The 26,314-nt window shown below is 70.7% G+C and carries 24 protein-coding genes; 10 read left to right on the plus strand and 14 right to left on the minus strand.

The genetic code is table 11. The features are described 5' to 3' along the window. Positions 1 to 143 precede the first annotated feature (143 nt). The 3 genes from ABZ079_RS19610 (at position 144) to ABZ079_RS19620 (ending at position 5,156) form a co-directional block, all read left to right on the plus strand. The gene (locus tag ABZ079_RS19610) at positions 144 to 1,325 is read left to right on the plus strand and encodes an LCP family protein (RefSeq protein ID WP_356940700.1); all 1,182 of its coding nucleotides are present in this window, start codon (positions 144 to 146) and stop codon (positions 1,323 to 1,325) included. Between the two features lie 232 nt (positions 1,326 to 1,557). Next, positions 1,558 to 3,309, plus strand: coding sequence for an LCP family protein (locus tag ABZ079_RS19615; protein WP_356940701.1), 1,752 nt, complete (start codon positions 1,558 to 1,560; stop codon positions 3,307 to 3,309). Positions 3,310 to 3,560: 251 nt separating this feature from the next. After that, on the plus strand, positions 3,561 to 5,156 hold the full coding sequence (locus tag ABZ079_RS19620) for an LCP family protein (protein ID WP_356940943.1): 1,596 nt from the start codon (positions 3,561 to 3,563) through the stop codon (positions 5,154 to 5,156). Positions 5,157 to 5,228: 72 nt separating this feature from the next. Here ABZ079_RS19620 and ABZ079_RS19625 read toward each other — a convergent pair whose 3' ends face one another. Continuing rightward, positions 5,229 to 6,257, minus strand: coding sequence for a glycosyltransferase family 2 protein (locus ABZ079_RS19625; protein WP_356940702.1), 1,029 nt, complete (start codon positions 6,255 to 6,257; stop codon positions 5,229 to 5,231). 281 nt (positions 6,258 to 6,538) lie between these two features. Between ABZ079_RS19625 and ABZ079_RS19630 the strand changes: the two genes are divergently transcribed. After that, a complete protein-coding gene (locus ABZ079_RS19630; protein ID WP_356940703.1) occupies positions 6,539 to 7,912 on the plus strand; it encodes an LCP family protein in 1,374 nt (457 codons plus the stop codon). 86 nt (positions 7,913 to 7,998) lie between these two features. On the opposite strand, the gene ABZ079_RS19635 is transcribed toward ABZ079_RS19630, so the two are convergent. Continuing rightward, on the minus strand, positions 7,999 to 9,657 hold the full coding sequence (locus ABZ079_RS19635) for an LCP family protein (protein ID WP_356940704.1): 1,659 nt from the start codon (positions 9,655 to 9,657) through the stop codon (positions 7,999 to 8,001). A 181-nt stretch (positions 9,658 to 9,838) separates the two neighbouring features. After that, positions 9,839 to 10,414, minus strand: a complete 576-nt coding sequence (locus tag ABZ079_RS19640) for an acyl-CoA thioesterase (RefSeq protein WP_356940705.1) — start codon at positions 10,412 to 10,414, stop codon at positions 9,839 to 9,841. A gap of 91 nt (positions 10,415 to 10,505) precedes the next feature. On the opposite strand from ABZ079_RS19640, the gene ABZ079_RS19645 reads away from it, so the two are divergent. After that, positions 10,506 to 11,813: an LCP family protein gene (locus ABZ079_RS19645; RefSeq protein WP_356940706.1), complete on the plus strand. Its 1,308-nt coding sequence runs from the start codon at positions 10,506 to 10,508 to the stop codon at positions 11,811 to 11,813. Here ABZ079_RS19645 and ABZ079_RS19650 read toward each other — a convergent pair. The 3 genes from ABZ079_RS19650 to ABZ079_RS19660 form a co-directional block, all read right to left on the minus strand. Beyond that, positions 11,810 to 12,592, minus strand: a complete 783-nt coding sequence (locus tag ABZ079_RS19650; protein ID WP_356940944.1) for a methyltransferase domain-containing protein — start codon at positions 12,590 to 12,592, stop codon at positions 11,810 to 11,812. The two genes, ABZ079_RS19645 and ABZ079_RS19650, sit on opposite strands and share 4 nt — an antisense overlap. A 119-nt stretch (positions 12,593 to 12,711) precedes the next feature. After that, positions 12,712 to 13,074, minus strand: coding sequence for a four-helix bundle copper-binding protein (locus ABZ079_RS19655; RefSeq protein WP_356940707.1), 363 nt, complete (start codon positions 13,072 to 13,074; stop codon positions 12,712 to 12,714). 390 nt (positions 13,075 to 13,464) lie between these two features. Continuing rightward, the gene (locus ABZ079_RS19660; RefSeq protein ID WP_356940708.1) at positions 13,465 to 14,622 is read right to left on the minus strand and encodes an acyl-CoA dehydrogenase; all 1,158 of its coding nucleotides are present in this window, start codon (positions 14,620 to 14,622) and stop codon (positions 13,465 to 13,467) included. 180 nt (positions 14,623 to 14,802) lie between these two features. Here ABZ079_RS19660 and ABZ079_RS19665 point away from each other — a divergent pair, with 180 nt between their 5' ends. Beyond that, positions 14,803 to 16,146 carry a UDP-glucose/GDP-mannose dehydrogenase family protein gene (locus tag ABZ079_RS19665; protein WP_356940709.1) on the plus strand — a complete coding sequence of 448 codons (1,344 nt, stop codon included), beginning with the start codon at positions 14,803 to 14,805 and terminating at the stop codon, positions 16,144 to 16,146. A 127-nt stretch (positions 16,147 to 16,273) separates the two neighbouring features. Here ABZ079_RS19665 and ABZ079_RS19670 read toward each other — a convergent pair whose 3' ends face one another. Beyond that, on the minus strand, positions 16,274 to 16,780 hold the full coding sequence (locus ABZ079_RS19670; RefSeq protein WP_356940710.1) for a CGNR zinc finger domain-containing protein: 507 nt from the start codon (positions 16,778 to 16,780) through the stop codon (positions 16,274 to 16,276). Between the two features lie 83 nt (positions 16,781 to 16,863). On the opposite strand from ABZ079_RS19670, the gene ABZ079_RS19675 reads away from it, so the two are divergent. Continuing rightward, on the plus strand, positions 16,864 to 17,223 hold the full coding sequence (locus ABZ079_RS19675; protein ID WP_356940711.1) for a VOC family protein: 360 nt from the start codon (positions 16,864 to 16,866) through the stop codon (positions 17,221 to 17,223). Between the two features lie 21 nt (positions 17,224 to 17,244). Continuing rightward, positions 17,245 to 17,637: a VOC family protein gene (locus tag ABZ079_RS19680; RefSeq protein WP_356940712.1), complete on the plus strand. Its 393-nt coding sequence runs from the start codon at positions 17,245 to 17,247 to the stop codon at positions 17,635 to 17,637. 294 nt (positions 17,638 to 17,931) lie between these two features. Here the strand turns inward: ABZ079_RS19680 and ABZ079_RS19685 are convergent, their stop codons facing one another. Then, the gene (locus ABZ079_RS19685; protein WP_356940713.1) at positions 17,932 to 18,495 is read right to left on the minus strand and encodes a MarR family transcriptional regulator; all 564 of its coding nucleotides are present in this window, start codon (positions 18,493 to 18,495) and stop codon (positions 17,932 to 17,934) included. Positions 18,496 to 18,931: 436 nt separating this feature from the next. After that, the gene (locus ABZ079_RS19690; RefSeq protein ID WP_356940714.1) at positions 18,932 to 19,291 is read right to left on the minus strand and encodes a MerR family transcriptional regulator; all 360 of its coding nucleotides are present in this window, start codon (positions 19,289 to 19,291) and stop codon (positions 18,932 to 18,934) included. A gap of 59 nt (positions 19,292 to 19,350) precedes the next feature. Here ABZ079_RS19690 and ABZ079_RS19695 point away from each other — a divergent pair, with 59 nt between their 5' ends. After that, entirely contained in the window at positions 19,351 to 20,490 is a 1,140-nt protein-coding gene (locus ABZ079_RS19695) for an alkene reductase (RefSeq protein ID WP_356940715.1), read from the plus strand. Here ABZ079_RS19695 and ABZ079_RS19700 read toward each other — a convergent pair. Genes ABZ079_RS19700 through ABZ079_RS19710 form a run of 3 tightly spaced genes read right to left on the minus strand, consistent with a single transcriptional unit; the run spans position 20,430 to position 23,289 of the window. After that, positions 20,430 to 21,626: a dipeptidase gene (locus ABZ079_RS19700; protein WP_356940716.1), complete on the minus strand. Its 1,197-nt coding sequence runs from the start codon at positions 21,624 to 21,626 to the stop codon at positions 20,430 to 20,432. The genes ABZ079_RS19695 and ABZ079_RS19700 overlap by 61 nt on opposite strands. A gap of 5 nt (positions 21,627 to 21,631) precedes the next feature. Beyond that, complete coding sequence (purE, locus tag ABZ079_RS19705; RefSeq protein WP_356940717.1) at positions 21,632 to 22,153, minus strand: 5-(carboxyamino)imidazole ribonucleotide mutase; 522 nt, start codon at positions 22,151 to 22,153, stop codon at positions 21,632 to 21,634. Continuing rightward, entirely contained in the window at positions 22,150 to 23,289 is a 1,140-nt protein-coding gene (locus ABZ079_RS19710; protein WP_356940718.1) for a 5-(carboxyamino)imidazole ribonucleotide synthase, read from the minus strand. The genes purE and ABZ079_RS19710 overlap by 4 nt, the downstream gene beginning before the upstream one ends. Before the next feature lie 182 nt (positions 23,290 to 23,471). Between ABZ079_RS19710 and ABZ079_RS19715 the strand changes: the two genes are divergently transcribed. After that, entirely contained in the window at positions 23,472 to 23,978 is a 507-nt protein-coding gene (locus ABZ079_RS19715) for a GtrA family protein (RefSeq protein ID WP_356940719.1), read from the plus strand. Positions 23,979 to 24,011: 33 nt separating this feature from the next. Here ABZ079_RS19715 and ABZ079_RS19720 read toward each other — a convergent pair whose 3' ends face one another. Next, on the minus strand, positions 24,012 to 25,283 hold the full coding sequence (locus ABZ079_RS19720; protein WP_356940720.1) for an ATP-binding protein: 1,272 nt from the start codon (positions 25,281 to 25,283) through the stop codon (positions 24,012 to 24,014). A 32-nt stretch (positions 25,284 to 25,315) separates the two neighbouring features. Next, positions 25,316 to 25,993, minus strand: a complete 678-nt coding sequence (locus tag ABZ079_RS19725; RefSeq protein ID WP_356940721.1) for a response regulator transcription factor — start codon at positions 25,991 to 25,993, stop codon at positions 25,316 to 25,318. Between the last annotated feature and the right edge of the window lie 321 nt (positions 25,994 to 26,314).

The raw sequence follows: 26,314 nt of genomic DNA on the forward strand, positions 1-26,314 counted from the left end.
GGAGCCGCACAGCGATACAGCCCCGCGCCCCCGGAGGCGTGGTTCCCCCACTTGGAGTAGCAAAGGGAGCTACCCCTCCTCCTCCCCGCCATGGTCGTAGAAGCAGCACATGACGCTCGTACGCCATGAGGGGGTGCCCGGCCGTGACCGACACCGCAGGCAAACCCCTCGGTCCCGGCCTCGGGGCCTCCGCCACCGGGGAAGGGCCGGCACGGCGGCGCCGGCGGCGGTTGCTGAAAGGCTCGGCGCTGGGCGTCGCCGGGCTTCTCGTCGTGGCCGGCGGGACCGGCTGGGCCGTCTACGCCAAGCTCAGTGCCAACATCACCGCCGACGACGCGGCCGCCGCCGAGCTGGCCCGGTACGAGCGGGAGCGGCCCACCGCGCTGGTGCGGGGCGCGCAGAACATCCTGCTGATCGGTTCCGACACGCGGGCCGGGGACGGCAACAGCGAGTACGGGCGGGACCTGGGCAGCGAGCGCTCCGACACGACGATCCTGCTGCACCTGGCCGCCGACCGGCGCAGCGCCACCGCCGTCTCGCTGCCCAGGGACCTGATGGTGGACATACCCGGCTGCCGGCGGGCGGACGGCAGCCGGAGCGAGCCGGTGTTCGCGATGTTCAACCACGCGTTCCAGGTCGGGGGTTCGGCGTGCACGATCCGCACCGTCGAGAGGCTGACGGACATTCGGATCGACCATCACGTGGTCGTCGACTTCGACGGGTTCAAGGAGATGGTGGACGCCGTCGACGGCGTGCAGGTGTGCCTGAAGGAACCCGTCGACGACAAGGCGGCCAAGCTGAAGCTGCCCGCGGGCCGGGTCACCCTCGACGGCGAGCAGGCGCTCGGATACGTGCGGGTGCGCAAGTCGCTCGGCGGCGGCAGCGACACCGAGCGGATGGAACGGCAGCAGCTCTTCCTCGGCGCGCTCGTCAACAAGGTGCAGGGCAACGACGTGCTGCTGAATCCGGTGAAGCTGTATCCGGTGCTGGACGCGGCGACCTCCTCGCTGACCACCGATCGGGAACTGGCCAGTCTGCGCGGTTTGTACCAGTTGGTGCGCGGGCTGCGCGACATCCCCACCGGACGTGTGCAGTTCCTGACGGTGCCGAGGAAGTCGTACGTCTACGACACCAACCGTGATCAACTCGTGGAGCCGGAGGCCGAGAAGCTGTTCGCGCGACTGCGGGCCGACCAGCCGGTGGCGGTGAGCCAGGACCCTTCACAGGGGATTCCCGGAAAGACTTCGGAGGGGAACGGCAAGAGCGACCCCTCCCCCGCCCCGACCTTCCGCGGGAACACGGCCGCCGAGCCCACCTGCGCGTAAGGCGATCATCAAAACGACGAACTTTCGTTCAGAAAATGAGGGGGATTGCCCGGTTGTAGGAAGGTCGAATTTGTCACGGGCGTCGCCCCACGCTGAACTGGGCGGATAGTGTGAGCGATCCGGTGCACCCGGCCGCGAGGTCCGTCCTGGGGCCGTGCACTGATTCACCGAGACCCGAGCGCCTTGCAGGGGGGAAGGCGCCGCGTGGCCCCGACGGAGGATTCGGACAACCGTGGACGCGCAAGGCCGTGGGCGGGCGGACAACATCGACCCCGCAGACCAGTGGGTACTCAATCCGAACACCGGCGAATACGAACTGCGACTGAGCCCTTCCACAGCGCAGTCGCCGGTCCCCGGTCCCCGGAAGCCGGCGCAGGGCAACGGCGGTGCGCCGCGTCGTCGTGACGACGCGGTGTCCGGCGGGCCGCGTGAGACGCGCCGGGTGCGCCCCGGGGACGTCCCCGCGCCGCGCGCCCGGCGCCGAAACGCCGAGCCGGAGCCGCCGCAGGGGCGGCGCGCGGCGCGACGTCCGGTGCAGAAGAAGTCGAAGGTGAAGAAGGCGCTGCTGTGGACCGGTGGGTCCATGGCCTTCGTGCTGGTCGCCGTGACGGCCGCCGGGTACCTCTACATCAAGCACCTGAACGACAACATCACGACCATCCCCGACGACGGTGCGAGCACGGGTGGCTTCCGCAAGGACGAGGCCATCAACATCCTGCTGATCGGCACCGACAAGCGGACCGGCCAGGGCAATGAGGGCTACGGCGACGCGGGCAGCGTCGGACACGCCGACACCACCATCCTGCTGCACGTCTCCAAGGACCGGTCCAACGCCACCGCGCTGAGCATCCCTCGCGACCTGATCGTGGACGTCCCGGACTGCCCGACGGAGCAGGAGGACGGCACCAAGAAGGTGATCGCGGGCTCCGAGGGCGTCCGTTTCAACACGAGCCTCGGGCAGGACGACCGCACACCGAGCTGCACCATGCGCACGGTGACCGAGCTGACCGGTATCAAGCCGGACGACTTCATGGTCGCCGACTTCAACGCGGTCAAGACGCTGACCGAGGCGGTGGGCGGTGTGGAGGTCTGCCTGGCCCACGCCATCGACGACAAGGACTCGCACCTGAAGCTGCCCAAGGGCACGCACAACATCTCCGGCGAGCAGGCGCTGGCGTTCGTGCGCACCCGGCACTCGGTCGGCTTCGGCGGTGACCTGAGCCGGATCGGGCTGCAGCAGCAGTTCCTGAGCGCGCTGATGCGCAAGCTGAAGGGCAACTCCACGCTCACCAGCCCGACGAAGATGGTGAAGCTGGCGGAGGCCGGCACCGAGGCGCTGACCGTCGACGACAAGCTGGACAGCATCGGGAAGCTGAAGGACCTGGGGCTGGAGCTGGGCAAGCTCAACCCGAAGAACCTGACGTTCACGACGGTGCCGGTCGTGGACAACCCGGCGGAGAACGTCAAGGCCACGGTCGTCCTCAACAAGTCGAAGGCGCCCGCGGTGTTCGACGCCATCAGGAACGACGTCTCCTTCACCGAGGTGAAGAAGAAGCAGAAGGCGGCGAAGGATGCCCAGGCCGCCCGGCTCAAGGGCACTAAGGCGCCCGCCTCCGAGGTGCGGGTGCGCATCCTCAACGGCGGGGCCGCGGCGGGCAGCGCGCAGGCGGCGCTCAACTGGCTGCAGAACGACGAGGGCGTGACCAAGTCGGAGAACGCGGGCAACGCCCCGGCCGCACTGGCCAAGACCACGCTCGAGTACGCGCCCGACCAGGCGGACCAGGCACGCCGGCTGGCCGCCATCATGGGGCTGTCCGGCTCCGCGCTGAAGCCCGGCAAGAGCGTGACCAACTCCCAGGGACTGCCGGCGATGACGCTGACCCTGGGCAAGGACTTCAAGGGGGCGGGCGTCTCCCTCACTCCCTCGACAAAGGCACCCAAGGTCGACAAGTCGACGGCGGACAAGGTGCAGTGCGCCTCGTAGCCGGCCCGGTGCGCCACATCTGCACAGGCGTAGAAAGCCGGGATTTCACCTCCACGGAAACGAGTTCATTTCATAGGAATGCGTATCCTGTGCGATGACCAGCAGATGGGGTGCGCCTCGTAGGTAACCCAATGGGCCCGTCATGCGTCTAACTGGACGCGGGACGGGCCCGTTGCATGGCGCAGGGTGGGGAGGGCAGGCAGTTGGCGCAGAGCGAGGTGCGCGGGGAGGCTCCTGCGGTCGAGGACACGATGTCGCTCAAGCCGCAGGCCTCGGATGCGTCGGCGGGTTCCGGACGGCATGGGGGCGGGCGGGGCACGGGCAGACCGAAGGCCGACCGGCGTCGGCGCAGACGGCGCGTGCTGCGCTGGTCCGCGACCGTGCTGGCGGTGGTGATACTCGGCACGGCCGGCGCCGGATACCTGTACTACCAGCACCTCAACGGCAACATCCGAAAGGGTGCGCGGACGGGCGGGGACGACTCCAAGGCGCACCGGACCCAGCCGAACGCGGCCGGTCAGACGCCGCTGAACATCTTGCTGATCGGTTCCGACAGCCGTAACTCGGACGAGAACGTGAAACTCGGCGGCGGCAAGGACCACCGCGGCGATCCGCCGCTCGCCGACGTACAGATGCTCATCCACCTGTCCGCGGACCGCAAGAGCGCCGCCATGGTCAGCATCCCGCGCGACACCCGGGTCGACATCCCGAAGTGCACGGATTCCGAGACCGGCAAGGTCTATCCGCCGACGAACGACATCATCAACATCACCCTGGGCCGCGGCGGGGCCGGATGCACGCTGCTCACCTGGGAGAACCTCACCGGGGTCTACATCGACCACTGGATGACGATCGACTTCTCGGGTGTGGTGCGGATGGCCGACGCCATCGGCGGTGTCGACGTCTGTGTGAAGCAGAACGTGTGGGACCGCCCGACGCCCAGGGTCCCCGGCGGCTCCGGCCTGAAGCTGAGGCAGGGGACGCGGAAGGTGAAGGGTGAGCAGGCCCTGCAGTGGCTGCGCACCCGGCACGCCTGGGGCAGCGACCTGATGCGGGCCCGCGCCCAGCACATGTACCTGAACTCGATGATCCGCACGCTCCGGAAGCAGAACGTGTTCACCGACACCGGGCGGCTGATGGACCTCGCGGAGGCGGCCACCAAGTCGCTGAAGGTCTCCGAGGAGATCGGCACGGTCAAGAAGCTCTACGACCTCGGCATGCAGCTGAAGTCGGTGCCGTCGGACCGCATCACGTCGCTGACCATGCCCAACGTGCCGGACCGGCTGGACGGCAACCACGTCGTGCCGGACAAGCCCAACGCCGACAAGATGTGGGAGATGCTCCAGGACGACGTGCCGTTCGACAAGAACGGCAAGGAGTCGGGGTCGAAGGAGTCCGCGAGCGGGAAGCCGGCCAAGAAGCCCTCGGTCGACGCGAGCCGGCTCGGCGTGCTGGTGCAGAACGCCACCCGGACCGCCACCGAGGGCCCGGTCTCGCAGCGGGCTCGGGCGATCGCCCAGGCGCTCGCGCAGCAGGGCTACGGCAGGGCGGCCGCCGACACTTCGGGGGCGCTCTCCGAGGACAGGACGGTCGTGCGGTACCCGAGCGCGGACCTGGAGGGTGACGCCCAGGCGGTGGCCAAGGCACTCGGCATCCCCCCGAGCTCGGTGAAGAAGTCGACCGACGTGTCGGGGGTCACGGTCGTCGTCGGCGCGGACTGGCGCACCGGCACGTCCTACCCGAAGCAGTCCGCCCCGAAGGCCGGAGACCTGCCCGAGGGCAGCGACGCCGTCAACGGCTCGGACGACACGAAGTGCATGGACGTGTACGACGTCTACCGGTGGTAGCGAGGCCCGGTGGCGAGCTGCCGGCAACGCTCAGGCCCCCTTCTCCACGGAGGAGGGGGCCCTGACGGGTGCTCAGGCGGCGTTCACGACCGCCGGCCGCCGGGAGGCGATGACCTTCTTCGCCAGGGATCTGGGGCTGGTCAGGAAGCCGAAGCCCCACGACATGTGCATGGTGGCCAGAGCGACCGGGATCTGCAGGCGGGCCTTGGGGGGCAGGCCCTTGCCCGCCGGGACGGAGCCCGCGACGATCGCCGCCAGGTAGCCGCCGGGGATCACGAAACCCCACGGGGTCAGCGCCACGCCCGCCACGAGGCCCGCGGCCATCGCGCACACCGCCGTCGGCGGGGCGAGATAGCGCAGGTTGATGGAGCCCGAGTGGTAGCGGGCGACGACGTGCCGCCAGCGGCCGTAGTCCTTGTACTGCTTGGCCAGCGCCCGCACCGAGGGGCGCGGGCGGTACGACACCTTCAGCTCCGGCGAGAACCAGATCAGACCGCCCGCCTCGCGGATGCGGAAGTTCAGCTCCCAGTCCTGGGCGCGGATGAACTCCTCGTTGTAGCCGCCCTGTTGCTCCAGGGCCTCGCGACGGAAGACGCCGAGGTAGACCGTCTCGGCGGGGCCGGCCTGGCCGCCGGTGTGGAAGGCCGCGTTGCCGACGCCGATCTTCGAGGTCATCGCGGCGGCGACCGCGTGCTCCCAGTCGTTCTCGCCCTCGGCGTGCATGATGCCGCCGACGTTCTGTGCGCCGGTCTCCTCCAGGAGCCGGACGGCGGTGGCGATGTAGTTCGGCGAGAGCATGCCGTGGCCGTCCACGCGGACCACGATCGGGTGCCGGGACGCCTTGATCGCCGCGTTCAGCGCCGCGGGCGTACGGCCGGTCGGGTTGGGGACGGTGTGCACGCGCGGGTCTTCGGAGACCAGCTCGGCGGCGATCTCGTCCGTGCGGTCCGTGGACGGACCCAGGGCGATCACGACCTCCATCTCGCCGGCGTACTCCTGCGCGAGGATCGCTTGGACGGCCCCGCGCAGATGCCGCTCCTCGTTGAGGACGGGCATGATCACGGAAACAGCGGGGAGCCGCACGTCGGACTTGGCGTTCATAGGACGCTCACGTTACCGCGAACGGGGGACACCGGTGCGCGCCGCCGGGGCTGAGGAGCGGGCTGGAGATCGTATCGGCCTACTGTGCTCACGGATCCCACGTACGGCCTCGTCCGGAGGTGTCCCCCTTGCCCAACCCGCCTCGGTCTCCCTCCCGCACCGCCGAAAGCCGGGGAGACGCCCCCAGGCCCCTGCGCCGCCCGCAACCGCCTCGCCGGGTGCCCCGCCCGCCCGCGCGGCCTGTGAGGTCCGTCCGGCCGCCCAGGCGGCCGCGCTGGGCCATGCGGGCGATCACCACGCTGTCCGTGGTGGTGCTCGCCTCCGCCGGAATCGGGCACGCCGTCGTCACCAGCCTGGACGCGGGCATCGCCCGGATCGACGCCTTCAAGGACATGAAGAACCGGCCCCACGCCGGCCACGGCATGAACGTCCTGCTGGTCGGCACCGACGGCCGCGACAAGATCAGTGAACAGGAGCGGCGCACCTACCGGCTCGGCGGTCAGCCCTGCCACTGCACCGACACGATGATGATCGTGCACATCTCGGAGGACCGGGAGCGGGCCACCGTCGTGAGCCTGCCGCGCGACTCCTACGCCGACACGCCCGCGCACGTCGACCAGAACACCGGCCGGCGGCACGGCCCGCACCCGGTCAAGCTCAACGCGGCCTACGCCGAGGGCGGCCCTCAGCTGACCATCCGCACGGTCGAGAACATGACCCATGTGAAGATCGACCACTACCTGGAGGTGGACTTCACCAGCTTCATGCGGACGGTGGACGTGCTCGGCGGGGTGCAGGTCTGCACGCCGTCGCCGCTGAAGGACGCGTACACCGGGCTCGACCTCGCGCCCGGCACGCACACCCTCATGGGCGGGCAGGCACTGCAGTACGTGCGGGCCCGGCACCTCGACGGGGCGAGCGATCTGGGCCGGATGAAACGGCAGCAGCGGTTCATGGCGGCGCTGATCGAGAAGGCCACCTCCTCCGGGGTGCTGCTGAACCCGATCAAGTTCCGGGACGTGACCCGGGCAGTGCTCGGCTCGGTCCGCGCCGACGCGGGCTTCGGCACCGACGAGCTGCTCGACCTGGGCCGGGCGATGCGGAGCTTCTCCCCTTCCTCCTCGGAGTTCACCACCGTCCCCGTCGGGCAGATGAACTACCAGGTCAAGGGCATCGGTTCGACCCTGAAGTGGGACCCGGCCAAAGCGGCCCAGCTCTTCCGGTCGCTGCACGACGACAAGCCGCTCGCCGTGGACCGCCCGGACCGCGGCCCCACCGCGGCCCCGGTGGAAGCGGACCCGCGGCGGATCCGGGTCCTGGTGGCGAACGGCACCGGCATCATCGGGCTCGCCAAGCGGGTCGACGCGGCGCTCGCGGCGACCGGCTTCGCCACCACCCACCAGCCGGTGACCGCGCTCGCCCACGTCAAGCGCACGGTGATCTCCTACGACCCCCGGTGGGACCGCTCCGCGCGCTCCCTGGCCGTGGCCCTGCCCGGCAGCGAGCTGCGCGCGGTGCCGGGCCAGGGGCCCCTGATGAAGGTGACGGTCGGGGCCGACTTCAAGCAGGTGAACCAGGTGCGGTTCGAGGACCCCGGACAGCCGGACCAGAGCGTGGTGCGGGGCAGCGAGGTGGTGTGCTCCGGGCACGCGTAGCTCAGCGCGCCCGGCGCCTGACGAGGCGCACTCGGCCATGTCGGCCGTGAGTCCTCGGCGTCGCACGGCTCAGCGCGCCGGGCCCGTCATGAGGCGCACTTCACCTCGTCCGCCGTTGTCCTGGGCACCGACGGTGCCTTCGCCGGGCCGGTGAGCGGTACGCCCGCGCCCCTGAAGTCGGCGCCCAGCCTGAGCACCATCGCGGGCAGCCCCTGTGCGGTGGTCTCGCTCTTGCCCGGCTTCAGGGCGGACGCCGGGAGCCCCATGAGGTCGGCCAGTTCGCGGGCCTGGGCGGCCTGGGCGGGCGCGTACCGCAGGGTCGTCTTCTTCTGGGTCGCGCCGGCGTTGCCCAGCTGGCTGGACTTGGTCACGCCCTTCTCGGTCTGCAGCCAGGACAGCGTCGTCTGGGCGGAGCCGCCGGGCGCGCCCGCGTTGTAGAGATCGACCCGGACGTCGCCGGGGGCGGAGCGGGCGCCCTTGAGCTTGGCGTCCTGCTGCGCCTTCTGCTTCTTCCTCACCTCGGTGAAGGAGACGTCGTTCTTGATCAGGGAGAAGAGCTGGCGGGCGGGCACCTCGTCCTCGATGACGGTCTTGTGGACCGGACCGTCGGCGGGGTTGTCCCGGACCGGCAGCGTGAGGAAGGAGATGTTCTTCGGCGGCACCTTCTTCAGCTCCATGGCCACGTCCTTGAGCGTGGTGATGTGGCCGATGCCCTTGTCCACGGTGAGCGCGCTGGTCGCCGTCTCCGCCAGGCCCATGAGCCTGGTAGGGCTGGTGAGCGTGGAGTCGGACTTCATCTTGCGGAACAGGGACCCGAGGAACTGTTGCTGCACCTTGATGCGGTCCAGATCACCGAAGTTGCCCCAGCTGTACCGGGTGCGGACGAAGGCCAGGGCCTGTTCGCCCTCGATCCTCGACGGCCCGGAGGGCAGGTTCAGGTGTGACTTCTCGTCGTGCACGGCGTGTGCCAGGCAGACGTCGACGCCGCCGACGGCCGCCGTCAGCGTCTTGACGGCGTTGAAGTCGGCCATCATGAAGTGGTCGACCTCAAGTCCCTCGCCGAGCTTCTTCACCGTGCGGACCGTGCAGCCGGGGTCGCGGCCCAGCTGCCCGAGGCTGGTGTTGAAACGTTTGCCCTGCGTGCCCGGGATGGTCTTGAACGAGCCGTCCGGCTGCTTGGTGCGGCAGGCCGGTATGTCGGTGATCAGATCCCGGGGGATGCTGAGCGCGGTCGCGTTCGTGCGGTCCTCGGAGACGTGCAGCAGGATGGTGGTGTCCGCGTGGCCGACGCTGTTGGCGTCGCCGTAACCGGAGTCGCCCTTGCCGGTCCGCTTGTCGGTGCCGATCACCAGGATGCTGAACGCCTTGTCCTTGCTGAAGGAGTCGCTGGTGGCGCCGCCGGTGTCGGTCGTGGTGATGTTGCCGTCGAGGTGCCTGAGGTAGAGGTAGACACTGCTCGCGCCGGCGACCAGGACGAACGCCAGGGTGCCGCCGGTCCACAGCAGAATCCTTTTGGCCCTGGACTTCTTCTTCGCCTTGCCCTGCCGGTGCCCCGTGGCGCGGCGGCGACCGGGCTCCGCTGCCGGCTCCCGGGCGGGCTCCGGCGCGGAGCGGGGCCCGGGCACGGTGGGCCGCCCGGCGGAGGTGTCCGGCTGGCGCAGCTCGTACTCCCCCGTGCGCGGGTTCAGCGCCCACCGGTCCGCGGGATCGATGTCGTCACCACTGTCACGGCCCGGTGCGTCCACGCCTCTGCCCCCCCCGTCGGGGCCACACGCCGAGTGTCCCGCCCCACTCTCCATCTGCCGGACGGCGAGCGGCCGCACGGCCACCCACCGGATCGCACACACTATCCGCACAGTCCTTCGACCGGCGACCGCCGTGATACTTCCCACTCCCGTACAACCCCCTTGGGAGCGCGGGAAGTTGCTAGTCCTGGAACCCCTCGGCCGCGCGCTTCTCGCGTAGTTCGCGGATCGCGCGGCGGCGGGCCAGGCGGTGGGTGCGGCGGATCTGGGCCTCCTGGTAGCGACGGCGGTCGCGGTCGGTCTCCGGCACCACCGGCGGGACCCGGCGCGGCTTGCCGTCGGCGTCGACGGCCGCGAAGACCAGATAGGCCGAGCCGACCTGGGTGGCCGGGGCCGACTCGTTCCAGCGCTCGGCGAGGACCCGGACGCCGATCTCCATGGAGGTCCGGCCGGTCCAGTTCACCTGTGCCTTGACATGGACCAGGTCGCCGACACGGACCGGCTCCAGGAACACCATCTCGTCCATGGAGGCGGTGACGGCGGGACCGCCGGAGTGCCGGCCGGCCACCGCACCCGCCGCGTCGTCGACCAGTTTCATGATCACGCCGCCGTGCACCGTCCCCAGCAGGTTGGTGTCGTTGTGGGTCATGATGTGGCTGAGGGTGGTGCGCGAGGCGGACGTGGGCTTGCCCGGGATGTCCGATTCCATGTCCGTGGCCTGGTCTGTCATGCCCTCCACCTTATGCCGAAGCGACATTCGCGGAATTTGTGTCAGCTTGGCAACAGCGGCGCCCTGATTTTCCGACAAGCCTGTAAGGCACACGGCCACGCCCTGCACACTGGGGCGCATGAATGACTGGCCCGAGGGATGGTCCGACGACAACCGCGGCCCGCGCTACGGACGCGGCAGTGCCGGTGCGCAGCCGGAGAGCGCCCGCGTGATGCGGCAGGTGCGGCGCGGCCCGGCGGTACCGCCCGGACAGCGTTCCGGTTACGGCACCCCCGGCCCGTCGGCACCGCCGCACGGCGCCGGTGTCCCGCAGCAGCCGTCGTACGTCGACGGCCGGGGATACGTCGAGTACGACAGCGGCTACAACACGGGCCAGGTCTACGGCAGCCCCGGCGGCCGCGGGCCGGGCGGGCCGGAGGGTGCGTCCACCCGGGCGCCGCGTCCCGCGCCGAACTGGCGGCGCCGGATCAAGTGGACGGCGATCTCGCTGGCGACCGTGGTGGTCGTCACATCCGTGGCGACGTACTTCTGGGCCGACTCCAAGCTGCGCCGCGAGGTCGACCTGTCGAAGGTCATCGAGCGGCCGGCGGGGGGTGACGGCACCAACTACCTGATCGTCGGCTCGGACAGCCGTGAGGGCATGTCCAAGGACGACGAGAAGAACCTGCACACCGGTGGCGCCAAGGGCAAGCGCACGGACTCGATGATGATCCTGCACGTCGGTGACAGCGGCGACACGCTGATCTCGCTGCCGCGCGACTCGGACGTGGTGGTCCCGTCGTACAAGGGGTCGACGTCCGGGAAGACCTATCCGGCGCAGGGGCGGCACGCGAAGCTGAACGCGACCTACGCCGAGGACGGACCGACGCTGCTGGTCCGCACGATCGAGTACAACACCGGCCTGCACATCGACCACTATGTGGAGATCGGCTTCCAGGGCTTCGCGAACATCGTGGACGCGGTGGGCGGTGTCGAGATCGACATCGACAAGGGCTTCAAGGACAAGTGGTCGGGCGCCGACTTCGAGGCCGGCAAGCAGACCCTGAACGGCAAGCAGGCCCTCGCCTTCGTCCGCACCCGGCACGCGTTCGCCGCCTCGGACCTGCAGCGCACCAAGAACCAGCAGAAGTTCCTGGCCGCCCTGGCCCACCAGGTGGCCACCCCGTCGACGGTCCTGAACCCCTTCAGGTTCTACCCGACCATGGGCGCGGGCCTGGACTCGCTGATCGTCGACAAGGACATGGGCCTGTTCGACCTGGCCTCGATGTTCTGGGCGATGAAGGGCGTCAGCGGCGGTGACGGCACGTCCATGAACATACCGATCTCCGGCTCCGCCGGCGGCAACCTCGTCTGGGACAAGGCGAAGGTGAAGACCCTCGTGAACGAGCTGAACAACGACCAGAAGGTCACCGTCACCGGCGACTAGCGGACCGCGAGAGCCAGCAGTGCCACATGGGGAAGGGCCAGCCGCCCTTCCCCATCGGCGTCCTCGCAGGCGAAGGCGGCGCACAGCCGCTCGTACTCCCGCCGGATCCGGGCCACGGTCTCCGCGGGCTGCGAGGTGACGACCAGCCCGACGGTGGCCACTCCGCCGGCCGCCCCGGCCCACCACTCCTCGACGGTCGTCCGGTGTTCCCAGGCCAGCTCACGTGCCTCGGCACCGACGAATCCGGCCTCCGCGAGCAGCCCGGCCAGCCCCTCGGCGGTCCGGGCGAAGTCCTCGGCGGGGTCCAGGCGCGGCAGATACGACGGCGTCACCGCCCCGCCCGCCGCACACGCGTTCCCGAGCAGGTCCTGTCCCGCCCCGCGCCGGGCGCCCCACAGCGTCAGGGCCAGTCGGCCCCCGGGACGCAGCACGCGCCGCAGCTCGGCGAGGGCGGCGCGCGGACGACCTACGTGGTTCAGTACGAAGTTACCGACCACGGCGTCGAACTCGCCGTCCGCGAAAGGCAGTTCCGGCAGCACGGCCACCTCGGCGGCGACCCCGCGCCGGCATGCCCCGGCCACCATCCCGGAGTCGGCGTCCACGGCCCGCACCAGCGCGCCCCGCTCCACCGCCGCGAGCGCGGCCGCGCCGGTGCCGGTGCCGATGTCGAGCACCCGCGTCCCCGCCGTGATCCGGGCGGCGTCCAGCAGCGCCGGCACGGGGTACGCGCACAGCCGGCCGAAGCTCCCGGCGTACGCCTCGGCCCGACCCGCCCACATCGACCGCTCGGCGGCGTCGAAGGCCGCGGTCGCATCCGTCGCGTTCACGGGTCCCAGTCTGCCGCACTGAGATCAAGGGCACCCAGGGGATGCCCTTGATCGCGGTCAGGCGGGGCGGCTCACATGCCGGCGCCCGCCATCGCTCGACAGGTGTCCGCGCAGCGGCGACACGCCTCGGCGCAGCGCATCATCTGCTGGTCGTCCGGCATGGACATACACGCCTCGGCGCACATGTCGCAGACCTTCGCGCAGAGCATGCACATCTCCGCGGACATCGGCGAGCGCCGCATCATCATGTCGGCGCTCATCCGGGTGGTCTCGGAGCAGTCCATGAGCGCGCGCATGATCTGCATCTGCTCCGGGCCGCCCTTCTGCATGCAGGAGCTCATCGTCTCCTCGCACATGCTGTGGCAGCTCATGCAGGCCTCGATGCAGTCCTGCATCTGCTGGGTGAGGGCAGGCATCATTCCGGACTGGGTCATGGCTTCCTCCTGGGAGGCGGGGACCCGGATCGGATCCCGTGTGCTTCCGTCCTACGTCGAGGACCGCCACCCCGCATGTCGGCTTACGGCTTCCGGCCCTCCCCGCCGCGGTGGGCGGCCTCCACCGGCTCCCCGTCACCGGCCCCGGCCGGAAGGCGCGAGCAGGAGACCGGGCCGCGCTCCGGCAGCTCCACCCGGTGGCATACGCGGTGCAGCGATCCGACCGCCCCCGCGCGGCCGGCGGGCCTCGCCGGCGCAGCTTCCGCAGGCGGCCGTCTCCGCCGCCGGGCAGGCGGCCGGAGGGAGGCATCTCGGTCCGCAGCCGTCATGCGCGCGAACGAAGAAGAAGGCGCCCCGAAGGACGCCTTCCGAGATCCGGAACCGGTGCCGTTACGGCAGGTTCCTGGCCATCACGATCCGCTGGACCTGGTTCGTGCCTTCGTATATCTGAGTGATCTTGGCGTCGCGCATCATGCGCTCCACCGGGTAGTCGCGGGTGTAGCCGTAGCCGCCGAGGAGCTGGACCGCGTCCGTGGTGACCTCCATCGCCACGTCCGAGGCGAAGCACTTGGCGGCCGCACCCTGGAAGGTGAGGTCGCTGTCGCCGCGCTCGGAGGCCGCCGCGGCCTGGTACGTCAGGGCGCGGGCGGCGGCGACCTTCATGGCCATGTCGGCGAGCATGAACTGGATGCCCTGGAAGTCGGCGATCGGCTTGCCGAACTGCTTGCGCTCCTGGACGTAGCCCTTGGCGTAGTCGAGGGCGCCCTGGGCGACGCCGAGGGCCTGGGCGGCGATGGTGATGCGGGTGTGGTCCAGGGTCTTCATCGCGGTGGCGAAGCCGGTGCCCTCCGCGCCGATCATGCGGTCGGCGGGGATGCGGACGTTGTCGAAGTAGACCTCGCGGGTCGGGGAGCCCTTGATGCCGAGCTTCTTCTCCGGGGCGCCGAAGGAGACGCCCGGGTCGGACTTCTCGACGACGAAGGCGGAAATGCCCTTGGAGCGCTTCTCGGGGTCGGTGACGGCCATGACCGTGTAGTACTCGGAGACGCCCGCGTTGGTGATCCAGCGCTTCACGCCGTTGAGGACCCAGTGGTCGCCGTCGCGGACCGCCTTGGTCTTCATGCCGGCCGCGTCCGAGCCCGCCTCCGGCTCGGACAGGCAGTACGAGAACATCGCGTCGCCCTTGGCGAGCGGGGCGAGGTACTTCTTCTTCAGGTCCTCGGAGCCGGAGAGGATGACCGGGAGGGAGCCGAGCTTGTTCACGGCCGGGATCAGGGAGGAGGAGACGCAGGCGCGGGCCACCTCCTCGATCACGATGACCGTGGCGAGCGCGTCGGCACCGGCGCCGCCGTACTCCTCGGGTACGTGCACGGCGTGCAGGTCGTTGACCACGAGGGCGTCCAGCGCCTCCTGCGGGAAGCGGGCCTCCTCGTCCACCGCGGCGGCGTACGGCGCGATCTTCGCCTCGACCAGCGAGCGGACGGCGTCGCGGAGCATGTCGTGCTCCTCGGACGGGCGGTACAGGTCGAAGTCAGCCGATCCGGCCAAGGTCTCTCACGCTCCAAAGACGCAGTGATACTGACGCTAATTACCGTTAAGTAACTCAAATTTTAGAGGGCCGCCCCGGACACGCCTACGTGACCTTGATGACAGCGGGAAAGTTGCCCGGGGAACGGCCCGACTATGCTCAGGCACCGCACGAGAGAGTCCCCGAGCTGGAGCGCACCCATGAGCCTGAAGATCACCGTGATCGGCACCGGCTATCTCGGCGCCACGCACGCCGCGGCCATGGCCGAGCTCGGCTTCGAGGTGCTGGGGCTCGACGTCGTCCCCGAGAAGATCGCCATGCTGGAGCGCGGCGAGACCCCGATGTTCGAGCCGGGTCTCGAGGAACTGCTGCGCCGGCACGTGGCCGGGATCGAGGGGTCCTCGGGCCGGCTGCGGTTCACCACGGACTGGGCCGAGGTGGGCGCCTTCGGCGATGTGCACTTCGTGTGCGTGAACACCCCGCAGAAGCACGGCGAGTTCGCCTGCGACATGTCGTACGTCGACTCCGCCATCGCCTCTCTCGCCCCGCATCTGCCCGGCCCGGCCCTGGTCGTCGGCAAGTCGACGGTCCCGGTGGGCTCGGCCGACCGGCTGGCCGCCTACCTCGCCGAGCACGCACCGGCCGGCGCGGACGCCGAGCTGGCCTGGAACCCCGAGTTCCTGCGCGAGGGCTTCGCCGTCCAGGACACCCTGCACCCGGACCGGATCGTGGCCGGGGTGCGCAGCGAGCGGGCCGAGAAGCTGCTGCGCGAGGTGTACGCCACCCCGATCGGCGAGGGCACGCCGTTCGTCGTGACCGACTTCCCGACCGCGGAGCTGGTGAAGACCGCCGCGAACTCCTTCCTCGCGACCAAGATCTCCTTCATCAACGCGATGGCGGAGGTGTGCGAGGCCGCGGGCGGTGACGTGGCGAAGCTGGCGGAGGCCATCGGGCACGACGACCGGATCGGGAAGAAATTCCTGCGCGCCGGGATCGGCTTCGGCGGCGGCTGCCTGCCGAAGGACATCCGGGCGTTCATGGCCCGGGCGGGCGAGCTGGGCGCGGACCAGGCGCTGACCTTCCTGCGGGAGATCGACTCCATCAACATGCGCCGGCGCGGCCAGATGGTCGAGATGGCCCGGGAGGCGCTCGGCGGCGGTTCCTTCCTCGGCAGGCGGGTCGCGGTTCTCGGCGCCACCTTCAAGCCCGACTCGGACGACGTCCGCGACTCGCCCGCGCTGAACGTGGCCGGCCAGATCCACCTCCAGGGCGGCCAGGTGACCGTGTACGACCCGAAGGGCATGGCCAACGCGCGCAGGGTCTTCCCGACCCTGGGCTACGCCGACTCGGCGCCGGCGGCCGTCCGGGGCGCCGACATCGTGCTGCACCTGACCGAGTGGCAGGAGTTCCGCGAGCTGGACCCGGCGGTGCTCGGCGAGGCCGTGGCGGCCCGGGTGATCCTGGACGGGCGCAACGCCCTCGACCCGGAGGTGTGGCGGCGGGCGGGCTGGACGTACCGGGCGATGGGGCGCCCCACCGCGTAGGCGCACGGACTGGCGACGCCGGTTCGGTCAGAGCTCAGCCGACCGCACGGACTGGCGACGCCGGTTCGGCCGAGGCTCAGTCGGCCGAACCGGCGTCTTTCCGCATTCTGCACCAAGTCGCCGGGTGTCACGGCCCCTTCGCGCGGTACCGGCGCATCTTGGCGCGGGCCCCGCACACCTGCATGGAGCACCAACGGCCGCGTCCGGCGGGGCTGCGGTCGTAGTAGGCCCAGTGGCAGGTCTCGGCCTCGCAGGCCTTCAGCCGGGTCCAGGTGCCCGCGACGAGTGCCTCGGCGACGGCGGCGGCGACCTTGCAGAGCAGGGGGCCGTCGTCGGCGGGGGTGAGGGCCGCGGAGCCGTCGCGGTCGTCGACGGAGACGTACAGCGGGGCGGGTGCCAGCAGGGCGCCGAGCGGGGTGACCGGACGGTGCGGCGGGTGGCCGGCGTGTGCGAGCAGCGCGGCCCGCAGTGACTCCCGCAGATCCCGTGCGTCGTCCAGTCCGGCCTCCGTGATCCCGAAGCGGCCGCGGCCCTCGGCGGAGTCCAGCGAGTCGGCGCCCGTCTCGATGTCCAGCGTGTTGACCAGGGACTCGATCAGGGCCAGGCCGCCGGGGGCAGCCGATCTCTCGCTCATGCTTGCGACGTTACCCGCTATGGGGCAGCATGCAGTAACCGTTACTGGTTACCCGCCTATACGGGTAACGCAAGGAGGTAGTCATGGCTCTTGCCAAGCTCGGTGTCGTGGTCCTGGACTGTCCCGATCCCCGTGCGCTGGCCGGTTTCTACGCCGGGGTGCTGGGCGGCACGGTGGAGGGGGAGGGAGAGTGGGTGGACCTGAAGGTGCCCGGCGGCCCCGCGCTGGCCTTCCAGCAGGCGCCCGGGTTCGTGCCGCCGACGTGGCCCGCGGCGGACCACTCGCAGCAGTTCCACCTGGACCTGGTGGTCGAGGACCTGGACGCGGCGGAGAAGGGGGTGCTGGAACTGGGCGCGAAGCCGCTGGACGCGGAGGACCGTTCGCGCACCTTCCGTGTCTATGCCGACCCGGCGGGGCACCCGTTCTGTCTCTGCGCCTGCTGAACCGTCCCGAAGGAGGAGCCCATGACGTCCGTGGCCCGCTTCCGTAACGTCGTGCTCGACTGTCCCGATCCGCGTGCGCTGGCCGACTTCTACGCGGCGGTGGCCGGAGGGACTCCGCGGGCCGAGGACGACGACTGGGTGGTCCTGAAGGTTCCGGACGGGCCGCGGCTGGCCTTCCAGCGGGCCGAGGGCTACACCCCGCCGGAGTGGCCGCGGGCGGACCGCAACGGCCAGCAGTTCCACGTCGACTTCGACGCGGGGCGGACCTGGGCGGAGGTCGACGCGGCGCACGAGAGGGTACTGGCGCTGGGCGCCCGTCCGCTGGACCTGGAGGACCGTGAGAAGAAGGACTTCCAGGTGTACGCCGACCCGGCCGGGCACCCGTTCTGCCTGTGCCGGATCGACCACCCCTGACACCGGCTCGGACTCGGCTCGGACTCAGCCGTCGAATTCGGTGATCCGTGCCGTCGACGCCTCCCGGAGGTGCTGGGCGGCGCGGGCCGTGAAGTCCGCGGTGCGCAGCACCGCTCTGCTGTGCCCCAGGTCGGCTGGGCCGGATCGGTCCCGGCCCAGCCGTGCCGGATCAACTCGGCGCTCCCGTGCGGACAGCGGGAGGCGCCGGCCAGGTCGCGGGCGACGCAGGCCCCGGGCCCGCCTCGGACCACGGTCGAGGCACCGGTCACCCCCCTGCGCCCTGGGCGGGGCGGGCTACGTGCGACCGGCCCGCCCCTCGGGCGGTGCGGCCTGGCCGCCGGTTTCCCGGTGCGCGTGCCGGGTCGCGGCGAGGGCCAGGCTCGCCTCGATCAGCTCCAGGACCTGGACGGCCTCGGCCTGCCGCTCCTCAGGCAGTCCCCCAGCGGTACATTCCTCCAGCTCCGCCCAGACCTCGTCGACCTGGTGCCGCAGGGCGAGGCTGGCCTCGGTGGGCTCGATGATCGTTGCCCGCTTGTCGGTGGGGCTGGGGCGGCGGCGAACGAACCCGGCGTGTTCGAGCCGCTTGATGGTGCGGGTCATGGTGGCCGCGTCGGAGCCGAGCAGCCGGATCAGGTCGATCTGGCGCTGCGGACCGAGGTCCCACAGCTGCATCATCACCAGTTCCTGGCCGGGGTGGAGACCGACCCGGCGCAGGAGCTGCCCGGCGAGCATGCGGTGCAGCCGGGCCACCCGGAAGATCGCGTGCGCCATCCGCCCGGCCTGGACCGAGGGCGGCATCGGCATGTGGGCCGCCTCGGCAGCGTCGGGCCGGGGAGCCTCGGAGTCCGGGCGGATCATGTGATGCTGCGCTCCTCCGTGTAACTGCTCGAACATGTATATCCCCAGCCTATCGGCAGCCTATCGGCCCCAGTCGGCCCGGCGGGGCGCCGGTTCTTCGCGTTGAATTCCGCCGGTTCGGGGGCGGAGAAATCCCCTTGATGGCAGACCGGAGAAAATGCCCGACCTGCTTTACCGGCGCGAACAGGTATTTCCAGAACGCCTGGAGACAGCGGCCCGGCGACGGGCCCGTACGAAACCCGCACGGACAAGGGAACGACGACCAGGAACAAGGCTTTCACCCCCTACGACCTGGCCGGCACACGCTTGGCCAACCGCGTCGTGATGGCGCCGATGACGCGCAGCCGCCCTACGGGCCCGGCCAGTCCGCCACGGACCTGACGGCCGCCTACGACACGGTCCGCACGGAGGGCCGGGGCGTCCGGCGGTACTCCGGTCAGGCCTCGCGGGCCGTTCGGATCACCTCGTCCAGGGTCTCGCGGGACCGCTCGAGATCGGCGATCATGCGGTCGATGCGGTCGCGTTCGGCGGAGAGGTCGGAGACCAGCCTGGGGGTGGCGATGGCGGAGGGCCCGCCGTCGCGGTCGCGCATGCAGGGCAGCAGCTGCCGGATCTTCTCGCTGTGCAGTCCGGCCGCGTACAGTTCCTGGATCCGGATGACCCGGTCGACGGCCGCCTCCGGGTAGTCCCGGTGTCCGCCGGGGGTGCGCTCGGCCGCGAGGAGCCCCTGGGTCTCGTAGTAGCGCAGCGACCGCTCGCTCACGCCCGTGCGCCGGGCCAGTTCACCGATCCGCATGCCGACCTCCGTGGCGCGGGCTTGAATCTGACATCAGTGTGAGGTTCTAGCGTACGGGCATGACGCAGACCACGGACTTCCTGGCCCCGGCCCGGCTCGGCCGGCTGGCACTCCCCAACCATCTTGTGATGGCCCCGCTCACCCGCAACCGCGCGGAGGCCGACGGTACCCCGACCCCGCTCATGGCCGCGCAATACGCCCAGCGTGCGTCGGCCGGCCTGATCATCGCCGAGGGCTCGACGCCCAATCCGGTGGGGCAGACGTACCCCGACATCAGCGCGATCCACACCGACCGGCACGTGACCGGCTGGCGGCAGGTCACCGACGCGGTACGGGCGGCCGGCGGGCGGATGTTCCTGCAACTCCAGCACGGCGGCCGGGTCAGCCACCCGGCGACCACGGGGCTGACGCCGGTCGCGCCCTCCCCGATCCCGCTGCCGGAGACCATCTTCACGCACGGCGGTCACCGGCCGTCCGCCGTCCCCCGGGAGATGACGGCGGACGACATCCGCGCCACGGTCGCCGACTTCGCCGCCGCAGCGCGCCGGGCGGTCGAGGCGGGTTTCGAGGGCGTCGAGGTGCACTCGGCCAACGGGATGCTGCTGCACCAGTTCCTCGCCGGCAACACCAACCGCCGCACGGACGCCTACGGCGGCTCCGTCGAGCGGCGCGTGCGGTTCGCGGCCGAGGTGACCGAGGCGGTGGCCGACGCGATCGGCGCCGACCGGGTGGGCATCCGGTTCTCCCCCGGCGCCACAGTCAACGGCATCCGGGAGGACGACACCGACACCCTGTACCCGGCGCTCGTGGCCCGTCTGAAGGACCTGGGCCTGGCCTATCTGCACCTCGTGTACGCCGACCCGGCGGCCGGCTGGTACCGGCGGATCCGCGCCGACTGGCCCGGCCCGCTGATCGGCAACCCGGTGCTGCCCGACCTCACCACGGCGGCCGTCACCCGGGCCTCCCGCCGGATGCTGGCCGCCGGCGCCGACCTGGTCGCGCTCGGCCGCCCCTTCCTCGCCAACCCCGACCTGGTCACACGGCTACGCCTCGGCGCACCCCTCAACGCGGTCCGGGACCGGTACCTGATGTACGTGGGCGGGGCGGACGGCTACACCGACTACCCCACCCTCGACGCTCAGCCCTCCGCGCCGTCGAGTGACTCGATCGTGGCGTTGGACGGGGCGCGCGTGGCCTGAAGGTCTCGGGCCACGTCCTCCGCCGCGCCCAGCACCCGTACCGCGTTCTGCCAGGTCAGCTTGGCCAGGTCGGCCGTGGACCAGCCGCGGTCCAGCAGCTCGGCGAGCAGGTTCGGATAGCCGGAGACGTCGTCCAGGCCGTCCGGGGTGAACGCCGTGCCGTCGTAGTCGCCGCCGATGCCCAGGTGGTCGATGCCGGCCACCTCGCGCATGTGGTCCAGGTGGTCCGCGACCGTGGAGACCGTGGCGACCGGACGCGGGATGCGCTCCTCGAAGGCGCGGTGGATCTTCATCGCCTCGGGGCTGGTGTCCAGGTGGTGCAGGCCGTGGGCGCGCATGTTCTCGTCGGCCGCGGCCGTCCAGTCCACGGCGGCCTGGAGCACGAACTTCGGCACGAACGTCACCATCGCCATGCCGCCGTTGGCGGGCAGGCGCTCCAGGACGTCGTCGGGGATGTTACGCGGGTGGTCGCACACCGCCCGCGAGGAGGAGTGCGAGAAGATCACCGGCGCGGACGTGGCGTCCAGCGCGTCCCGCATGGTGGTCGCCGCCACATGCGAGAGGTCGACGAGCATGCCGAGCCGGTTCATCTCCCGGACGACCTCGCGGCCGAAGGCGGACAGGCCGCCCACGTTCGGCTCGTCGGTCGCGGAGTCCGCCCAGTCCACGTTGTCGTTGTGGGTGAGCGTCAGGTAGCGCACGCCGAGCGCGTACAGACCGCGCAGCGTGCCGAGGGAGTTGGCGATGGAGTGGCCGCCCTCGGCGCCCATCAGGGAGGCGATCCGGCCGTCCCGGCGCGCCGCCTCCATGTCGGCGGCCGTCAGCGCGGCCCGCAGCTCCCCAGGGTGCCGCTCGATCAGCTGCCGGACGCAGTCGATCTGCTCGAGCGTGGCCGGCACCGCGTCCGGCAGGTCCGAGCGCACGTACACCGACCAGTACTGCGCCCCGACCCCGCCCGCACGCAGCCGCGGGATGTCGGTGTGCAGATGGGCGTCCTGGCGTACGCCGATGTCGCGGGCGTCGAGGTCGTAGCGGACCTGCGCGCGCAGCGCCCACGGCAGGTCGTTGTGGCCGTCGACGACCGGGAACTCGCGCAGCAGCGCGCGGGCCGCGTCCAGCGACGCCGACGAGGTCATCGGCGTCACTTCCCGAAGCCGAAACCGCTCGTGCCCTCGACCTTGGAGCGCAGCCGCTTGCCCTTCTCGGTGGCCTGGTCGTTGAGGTCCTGCTGGAAGTCGCGCATCTTGTGCAGCAGCTCCTCGTCGTGCGCGGCGAGCATGCGGGCCGCGAGCAGACCGGCGTTGCGGGCACCGGCGACGGAGACCGTGGCGACCGGGACACCGGCCGGCATCTGCACGATCGACAGCAGGGAGTCCATGCCGTCCAGGTACTTCAGCGGCACCGGGACGCCGATGACCGGCAGCGGGGTCACGGAGGCGAGCATGCCCGGCAGGTGGGCGGCGCCGCCCGCACCGGCGATGATCACCTTCAGACCGCGGTCGGCGGCCTGTTCACCGTACGTGATCATCTCGCGGGGCATGCGGTGCGCGGAGACGACATCGACCTCGTAGGCGATCTCGAACTCGTCGAGGGCCTTGGCGGCAGCCTCCATGACGGGCCAGTCGGAGTCCGACCCCATGACAATGCCTACGACCGGGCTCATTCGGTGATCGTCCCTCTCAGGTAGCCGGCTGCGTGACGGGCGCGCTCCAGGACGTCGTCCAGGTCGTCGCCGTAGGTGTTGACGTGGCCGACCTTGCGGCCGGGCTTCACGTCCTTGCCATACATGTGGATCTTGAGCTTGGGGTCGCGGGCCATGCAGTGCAAGTACGCGGCGTACATGTCCGGGTAGTCGCCGCCCAGGACGTTGACCATGACCGTCCACTTGGCGCGCGGACGCGGGTCGCCGAGCGGCAGGTCCAGAACGGCGCGGACGTGGTTGGCGAACTGGGAGGTGATCGCGCCGTCCATGCTCCAGTGGCCGGAGTTGTGCGGGCGCATCGCCAGTTCGTTGACGAGGATGCGGCCGTCGCGGGTCTGGAACAGCTCGACGGCCAGGTGCCCGACGACGCCGAGTTCCTTGGCGATGGTCAGGGCCATCTCCTCGGCCCTGAGCGCGAGGTCCCCGTCCAGGCCGGGAGCGGGGGCTATGACCGTGTCACAGACGCCGCCCACCTGCTGCGATTCCACCACCGGGTAGGCGACGGCCTGGCCGTGCGGGGAGCGCACGACGTTGGCGGCCAGCTCACGGACGTAGTCGACCTTCTCCTCGGCGAGGACCGGCACACCCGCCCTGAACGGCTCGGCGGCCTCCTCGACGGAGTCGACGACCCACACACCCTTGCCGTCGTAGCCGCCGCGGACGGTCTTCAGGACGACCGGGAAGCCGTCACCTTCCGCCGCGAACGCGGCGACGTCCTGCGGATCGGCGACGATCCGGTGCCGTGGGCACGGGATGCCGATCGCGTCGAGCTTGGCGCGCATCACCCCCTTGTCCTGGGCGTGCACCAGCGCGTCGGGTCCCGGGCGCACGGGAATGCCGTCCGCCTCCAGGGCCCTGAGGTGCTCGGTGGGTACATGTTCGTGATCGAAGGTGATCACATCACAACCGCGCGCGAACTCACGCAGCGTGTCCAGATCGCGATAGTCGCCGATGACGACATCGTTCACGACCTGCGCCGCGGAATCCTGAGGGGTGTCACTGAGGAGCTTGAACCTGATGCCCAACGGGATGCCCGCCTCGTGCGTCATACGCGCGAGCTGCCCCCCGCCGACCATGCCGACTACCGGGAACGTCACACCCCTAGCGTATCGGCCACGCAGGGGGCGGCCGGAACGCATCCCGCTCATGCCGCTCAGCCCGTGCTTTCCCGCCTCCGTCCCACCCGTTTCCGAGCCGTGGCCGGGTCCACAGGCGTCGGCGGCCCCGGCTGGATAGCATGGCGGGGTTGACGAAACCTACCGACGGGAGCTGCACAGCCATGGAACCTCGTTCCTCGGGGCTGCAACGGCTCGTACGCGAGGCGGCCAAGTTCGGCGCCGTCGGCGGCGCCGGTGTCCTGGTCAACCTCGGCGTGTTCAACCTGGTCCGGCACGTCTCCGACCTGCCGGTGGTGCGCGCCAGCATCATCGCGACCGTGGTCGCGATCGCCTTCAACTACGTCGGCTTCCGTTACTGGACGTACCGGGACCGCGACAAGAGCGGCCGCACCAAGGAACTCACGCTGTTCCTGCTGTTCAGTGCGGTCGGTCTGGTGATCGAGAACGGCGTGCTGTACCTGGCGACCTACGGCTTCGGCTGGGACAGCCCGCTGCAGAGCAACGTCTTCAAGTTCGTCGGCATCGGCGTCGCGACCCTGTTCCGGTTCTGGTCCTACCGCACCTGGGTGTTCCAGGCGCTGCCGGCCCGGGAGGCGCAGTCGATCCTGGCGGCCGAGGCGAACAAGCCCGCGCCGAAGAAGCCCGCGCCCAAGCAGCGGGTTCCGTAGGGAATTCCCGGCGGAGCCGACGGGCGCTCCGGTCTAGCGGACCGTCGGCCGGCCCTCGTCCGGCTTGTGGGCGGGGGGCGTGCGCGAGAGGAACAGACCGAACACCGGGGGCTGTGCCTGCAGCAGCTCCAGACGCCCGCCGTCGGCCTCCGCGAGGTCACGGGCGACGGCGAGACCGATGCCCGTGGAGTTCCGGCCGCTGATCGTTCGTTCGAAGATCCGCGCGCCGAGGTCGGCCGGAACGCCGGGGCCCTCGTCGGTGACCTCGATCACGGCCTGGTTGCCGGTGACCCGGGTGCGCAGGGCGACGGTCCCGCCGCCGTGCATCAGCGAGTTCTCGATCAGTGCGGCCAGCACCTGGGCGACCGCGCCCGGCGTGCCGACGGCCCGCAGGTGCCGCTTGCCCGAGCTGACGACGGCCCGGCCGGCGCTGCGGTAGGCGGGCCGCCACTCGGCGAGCTGCTGCTGGATGACCTCGTCCAGGTCGAAGGAGACCGCGGAGCCGGTGCGCGGGTCGCGCGAGTTCGTCAGCAACCGCTCCACCACGTCCGTCAGCCGCTCGACCTGCGTCAGCGCGATGGTCGCCTCCTCCTTCACCGTGTCCGGGTCGTCGGTGAGCGTGATCTCCTCGAGCCGCATGGACAGGGCGGTCAGCGGGGTGCGGAGCTGGTGGGAGGCGTCGGCCGCGAGGCGCCGCTCGGCGGTCAGCATGCGCCCGATCCGCTCGGCCGACGCGTCCAGCACATCGGCGACCCGGTCCAGCTCGGGGACGCCGTACCGCTTGTGCCGGGGACGCGGGTCGCCGGAGCCGAGGCGTTCGGCGGTCTCGGCGAGGTCGGTCAGCGGGGAGGCGAGCCGGTTGGCCTGCCGTACGGCGAGCAGCACGGCCGCGACCACCGCGAGCAGCGCGACCAGTCCGATGATCAGCAGGGTCCGGCCGACCTCGCGGGTCACCGAGGAGCGGGGCTCCTGCACGGTGACCGTCTCACCCTCCTCGCCGCGCTGCGTGGAGTGGATGACATCGCCCTGCGGCTTGGTGCCGATCTCGATCGGCGCCTTGCCGGGCATGCGGATCAGGACGTACTGGTCCTTGCCGACCGGGTTGCGCAGCGCGTTCGCGTTGACGTTCTCCGCGGCGAGGATCCGGCTGTCCACGATGCTGGCCAGCCGCACCGCCTCGGACTCCACCCGCTCCTGGGCACTGTTGCTGATCGTCTTCGTCTCGACGATCACCAGGGACACACCGAAGACGGCGATCACCACGAGGACGACGGCGAGGGTGGACTGGATGAGACGTCGGCGCATGTCCTGTTACCCGAGCAGGCCCCGGGGGGGGCTCAGCTCTTCTCGAACCGGAAGCCCACACCACGCACCGTGGCGATGTAGCGGGGGTTCGCGGCGTCGTCGCCCAGCTTCTTGCGCAGCCAGGAGATGTGCATGTCGAGGGTCTTGGTCGACGACCACCACGTGGTGTCCCAGACCTCGCGCATCAACTGGTCGCGGGTGACGACCCGGCCGGCGTCCCGCACGAGGACCCGCAGCAGATCGAACTCCTTCGCCGTGAGCTGGAGTTCCTCCTCGCCCATCCACGCCCGGTGCGACTCGACGTCGATCCGCACGCCGTGCGTGGCCGGCGGCTGCTGCGGCTCGGCGGCGCCGCGCCGCAGCAGGGCCCGCACCCGGGCGAGCAGTTCGGCGAGCCGGAAGGGCTTGGTGACGTAGTCGTCGGCGCCCGCGTCCAGGCCGACGACGGTGTCCACCTCGTCGGCTCGCGCGGTCAGGATGAGGATCGGCACGGTGTGGCCGTCGGCGCGCAGCCGGCGGGCGACCTCCAGGCCGTCCATGCCGGGCAGGCCCAGGTCCAGCACGACCAGATCGACGCCGCCCTGCAATCCGGCGTCGAGCGCGGCGGGTCCGTCCTCGCGCACCTCGACCTCGTAACCTTCCCGGCGCAGGGCGCGGGCCAGCGGCTCCGAGATGGACGCGTCGTCCTCGGCGAGCAGTACACGGGTCATGAGGTGATGGTAGACCGCCCGCGAGGACTGCTGGGGTGTGATCGGTTCCCGGGATCCTTACCTTCACGGCGTCCTGGTCCGAACCATTGACCTGGGGATGCGATCGTAGGGAGACCTTCGAAACGGGTCCTGCGGTTCCCGCGACACCTGTGATCCGTGTCTCAAGTCCTTCCATATCCGGCACTGTCCTGCCGTATGGTGACCTGAACGCCTGTAGTACACCGGGGACCTTTGGCGGGCACTTGACGCTGAAGGTCTTCTTTTGTGTGCGGGCTGGTCCAGACCAGCCTCGCAAGGAATGACCCCTGGCCGGACTCCGGA

Origin of the sequence: Streptomyces sp. NPDC006314, from assembly GCF_040613075.1 — a bacterium.
In the GTDB taxonomy this organism is placed as follows: Bacteria; Actinomycetota; Actinomycetes; order Streptomycetales; family Streptomycetaceae; genus Streptomyces.